The organism is Paracoccus sp. PAMC 22219, from assembly GCF_000787695.1.
Taxonomy (GTDB): Bacteria; Pseudomonadota; Alphaproteobacteria; order Rhodobacterales; family Rhodobacteraceae; genus Paracoccus.
In genome coordinates, this window is record NZ_BBPH01000082.1 from 1 (window position 1) to 2,743 (window position 2,743).

The 2,743-nt window shown below is 65.9% G+C and carries 2 protein-coding genes and 1 other annotated feature; of the genes, one reads left to right on the top strand and one right to left on the bottom strand.

Features of this window, described 5'->3' with window-relative positions; translation table 11 throughout:
- The first annotated feature begins 137 nt into the window (after positions 1–137).
- Positions 138–1,163: a putative inorganic carbon transporter subunit DabA gene (locus tag TY51_RS10120; RefSeq protein WP_052650012.1), complete on the top strand. Its 1,026-nt coding sequence runs from the start codon at positions 138–140 to the stop codon at positions 1,161–1,163.
- A gap of 36 nt (positions 1,164–1,199) precedes the next feature.
- On the opposite strand, the gene TY51_RS10125 is transcribed toward TY51_RS10120, so the two are convergent.
- Positions 1,200–2,428 (bottom strand): IS3 family transposase gene (locus TY51_RS10125; RefSeq protein ID WP_156117972.1). Its coding sequence is split into 2 segments (ribosomal slippage): positions 1,200–2,140 and positions 2,140–2,428, totalling 1,230 coding nucleotides; the frame shifts between segments, so codons are not numbered across the junction.
- Positions 2,031–2,147: a sequence feature (AL1L pseudoknot), on the bottom strand. (Overlaps the previous gene by 117 nt.)
- Positions 2,429–2,743: the final 315 nt, after the last annotated feature.

The window sequence follows — 2,743 nt, forward strand, 5'->3', positions numbered from 1 at the left end:
CGGTTCCGGCAGGCCGCGGTATCGTCCTTTGCCTTTGTCGAGGCGGTCGGGCCGCTCTACGGGATGAAGCTGCTGAAGGGGGCGATGGGCCGCGACGCCGCCCCTGCCCCTGCGGCGCCCCCCGCCTGTCCGCGCCGATGTCGACGGCGGACAAGGGACGGCTGGCCGCCACCATCCTGCGCGCCATGGGCCTGGTCGCGGGGCATGCAAGGCTGGTCCTGCTGGTCGGCCACGGCGCCAGCATGACGAACAACCCGCATCACAGCGCCTATCACTGCGGCGCCTGCGGCGGCCAGACCGGAGAGGTTTCGGCTCGCGTGCTGGCGGACCTGCTGAACGACCCCCAGACACGGGCGGCCCTGCCCGATCACGGCATCACGTTGCCCGATGATACGCTGTTCGTCGCGGCGCTGCATGACACAACGACGGACCATGTGGCGCTGTACGAGGTCAATGCACCGGCCAGCCATGCGAGTGATCTGGACCGGGCTGCGAACTGGCTGGCCCGCGCGGCGGCGCGCAACCGCACGGCGCGAGCGACCCGTCTGCCGAGTGCGACGCCTGCCACGGTGGCGGCGCGCGCGTCGAACTGGGCCGAGACGCGGCCGGAATGGGGGCTGGCCGGATGCGCCGCCTTCATCGCCGCGCCGCGCGCCGTCACGCGCGGGATCGACCTGGGCGGGCGCGCCTTCCTGCACAGCTATGACCGCGCGCTGGACCCTGATTTCACGGTTCTGGAGCTGATCCTGACCGCCCCGGTCGTCGTCGCCAGCTGGATCAGCCTGCAATACTATGGCTCGACCGTGGCCCCGCCCCTGTTCGGGGGCGGCACCAAGCTGATCCACAACGTCACCGGCGGCATCGGCGTGGTCGAGGGCAATGGCGGCCGGCTGCGCCCCGGCCTGCCGTGGCAGGCGGTCCATGACGGCACCCGCACCGTCCACGACCCGCTGCGGCTGACGGTGATGCTGGACGCCCCGACATCCGCCATCGACGCGATCCTTGGTCGCCATCCGGACGTGGCGCGCCTGTTCGACAACGGCTGGCTGCATCTGCTGGCGCTGGAGGGGGGCCGCGTCGTCGCACGCCATCGTCCCGGAAAGGGCTGGCGTAAGGAGACGAGTGGAGGAACTCCCCCTTTTAACGGCAACAAGCCGTATTGAACCGCGCCGGGTTTGCCGGAGGCTGATTTTCGTTAGTTACGCGGCCAAGGTCTTACTTTCCAGAGCCTCGTAGAAGTTGGCCTCGGCTTCTGCGGGCGGGATGTTCCCGATGGGCTCGAGCAGGCGGCGGTTGTTGAACCAGTCCACCCATTCAAGGGTGGCGTATTCCACGGCCTCAAAGCTGCGCCATGGTCCGCGGCGGTGGATGACCTCGGCCTTGAACAGCCCGTTGATCGTCTCGGCCAGCGCGTTGTCGTAGCTGTCTCCGACGCTGCCCACCGAGGGTTCGATGCCGGCCTCGGCCAGCCGCTCGCTGTAGCGGATGGACAGGTATTGCGAGCCCCTGTCGCTGTGGTGGACCAGCCCTGTGCCCTTTCCGGGACGGCGATCATGCACCGCCTGCTCCAGGGCATCGAGCACGAAGCCCGCATGCGCTGAGGTGCTGACGCGCCAGCCGACGATCTTGCGGGCATAGGCGTCGATGACAAAGGCGACATAGACGAACCCCTTCCAAGTGGCGACATAGGTAAAATCTGACACCCACAGCATGTTTGGCGCGGGCATGCGGAATTGCCTGTTCACCTTGTCCAAGGGGCTTGGCGCCTTCTTGTCCGGGATCGTCGTTCTGTGCGGCTTGCCGCGGATAATGCCCTGAATACCCATACTCTTCATCAGCCGCGCGACCGTGCAGCGGGCCACATCGAAACCCTCACGGCGAAGCTGCCGCCAGACCTTCCGGACGCCGTAGACCCGCCAGTTCTGCTCGAACACACGCCTTATCTCGGCGCGTAGCGCCTCATCCCTCCGCGCACGGTCCGACCGCCGGGCGGGATCAGCCCGCCTGGCCAGGTGATCGTAATAGGTGGAGGGGGCAATCGGCAGAACGCTGCAGATCGGCTCGACCCCGTGCGCATTCCGATGCGCATCAATAAAGCCCACCATCACTTCGACCGGCGGTCGAGCTCCGCCATCGCAAAATACGCTGACGCCTTGCGAAGGATCTCGTTCGCTTGGCGCAGCTCGCGGTTCTCGCGTTCCAGTGCCTTCACGCGGTCGGACATCTCGGTCGGAATACCCGCCCGCTTGCCGCTATCAACCTCGGCCTTCTTAACCCAATCGTTCAAGGTCTGCGGCGCGCAGCCGATCTTAGCCGAAATCGACATGACCGCCTGCCATCGCGTTCCATGCTGCCCCTCATTGTCGAGGACCAGCCGCACCGCGCGCTCGCGCACTTCAGGGGAAAACTTGTTCGTGGTCTTGCTCATGATGCTCCATCCTACTCAGGAGTTGGAGCCTCCGGCAAACTCGGCGCGGTTCAATCCAGTGGCCGGCTTCGCCATCCGGAGCCGCTTCGCCGGCCACCCCAGCTGTAGCGCCAAGACCCGCAATGCACTAAGACTGAAACCGGACCACCCGATAGGGGCAGGCCAGGACCCAAAAGGCCATTCTGATTTATTCGGCGGGCAGACGCATGCATAAGCGGCCGTTCAAACGCTGCCACGCGGATCAAAGAATGCCCGCCTTTCCGGCCCCTTATCACAGTGTTCAAAGACGATCGTTGGTGCAACAGCGCTAAACGT

Coding starts and splice junctions, on each gene's coding strand:
- TY51_RS10120 (WP_052650012.1), top strand. CDS start 138: ATGTCGACGGCGGACAAGGGACGGCTGGCCGCCACCATCCTGCGCGCC.